The sequence below is a fragment of the Mesorhizobium sp. P3_A9 genome (genome assembly GCF_056402975.1).
This window is the reverse complement of the sequence record NZ_JBFUGJ010000686.1, coordinates 1-1279: the sequence shown is the minus strand read 5'-3', so window position 1 is coordinate 1279 and position 1279 is coordinate 1. Positions and strand designations below refer to the sequence as shown.

2 protein-coding genes and 1 pseudogene are annotated in these 1279 nt (G+C 64.3%); all 3 read left to right on the top strand.

What is annotated here, in order from left to right:
• Positions 1-79 (top strand): annotated as a pseudogene (locus AC1DX0_RS36010) (phosphonate C-P lyase system protein PhnL); the annotation flags it as partial.
• The gene (locus AC1DX0_RS36005; RefSeq protein WP_477220222.1) at positions 76-693 is read left to right on the top strand and encodes a DapH/DapD/GlmU-related protein; all 618 of its coding nucleotides are present in this window, start codon (positions 76-78) and stop codon (positions 691-693) included. The pseudogene AC1DX0_RS36010 and the gene AC1DX0_RS36005, both read left to right, overlap by 4 nt.
• A gap of 86 nt (positions 694-779) precedes the next feature.
• A partial coding sequence (locus AC1DX0_RS36000) for a DUF1868 domain-containing protein (protein WP_477359275.1) occupies positions 780-1279 on the top strand: 500 nt, incomplete at its 3' end.

Below are 1279 nucleotides of genomic sequence, written 5' to 3'. Positions count from 1 at the left end.
CGACCACGATGTGCGCGAGGCGGTGTCCGATCGCGTCATCGACGTCACCGCCTTTGCTCCGGGAAAACTCGCCGCATGACCAGGAAGCTGTCGGAGACACCGTTGGTCCACCCGACGGCGGAAGTGCACAATTCTACACTTGGCCGCTGGACCGAGATCGCCGACCGCAGCCGGGTTTCGGAAAGCGAACTCGGCGACTATTCCTACATGATGCAGGATTGCGCCGTCTGGTGCGCGACGATCGGCAAGTTTGCCAACATCGCCGCAAGCGTGCGCCTCAATGCTACTAACCACCCGACCTGGCGGCCGACACTGCACCACTTCACCTACCGCGCCTCGGACTACTGGGACGACGCCGAGCACGAAAGCGAATTCTTCGCCCAGCGCCGCGCCAAGCGCGTCACCATCGGCCACGACACCTGGCTCGGCCACGGCTCGACCGTCCTACCCGGTGTCACCGTCGGCGACGGCGCAGCGGTTGGCGCCGGAGCCGTCGTCTCAAAGGATGTTGCGCCCTACACCATCGTCGCCGGCGTGCCGGCCAAGCCGATCCGCGAGCGCTTCGACCGCCGCACCGCCGAACGCTTCCAGGCGCTCGCCTGGTGGGATTGGGACCATGCCAGGCTGCGCGCCTCACTCGACGATTTCAGAGAACTGTCTGCCGAAGCCTTCTTGGAAAAATACGAAGCTTAGTCCCTCACATCATCGTCATGGGGAAACCTGTTTCATATCCCTGACACATCAGCGAGGCAGGACCCGGTCTTTCCCTGGAGATCGCCATGCTCGACACCGTCAGACCCTCGCTTGCCGGATTCTTTGCCGGCTCCAACCCGACCCCGCCGGCGCACCTCGGCACGCGCTACGACAGGTCAGGCAATTTCCTGACTGAGCCCGGCAACACCGTTGTCAGCCATCTCGTCAGCGGTTCCCCGTCCGAGGCCGTGGTGCTTGCGGTGCGCGAGAAGATGCTGGCGATGCCTGACGCCGACCGGCTCGCCTTCACGCCCGTTTCCAGCCTGCATATGACGCTGTTCCAGGGCATCATCGAATATCGCCGCCGCCTGCCCTACTGGCCGCAGGACGTGCCGCTCGACACCAGCATCGACGCCATGACCCGCGTCTATCTGGAACGGCTGAAGGGTTTCGAGGGCTTCGGTCCGTTCAACGTCAAGGTGGTCGAAATCGTGCCGACCGGGCTCACCGTGGCCGGCGCGACGGACGAGGATGTGCGCATCATGCGTCAATGGCGCGATGCGCTGGTGACGCCGTTCGGCTACCG

Excerpts from the sequence above, each read along its gene's own strand:
- AC1DX0_RS36005 (WP_477220222.1), top strand. The coding sequence starts at position 76 with ATGACCAGGAAGCTGTCGGAGACACCGTTGGTCCACCCGACGGCGGAA.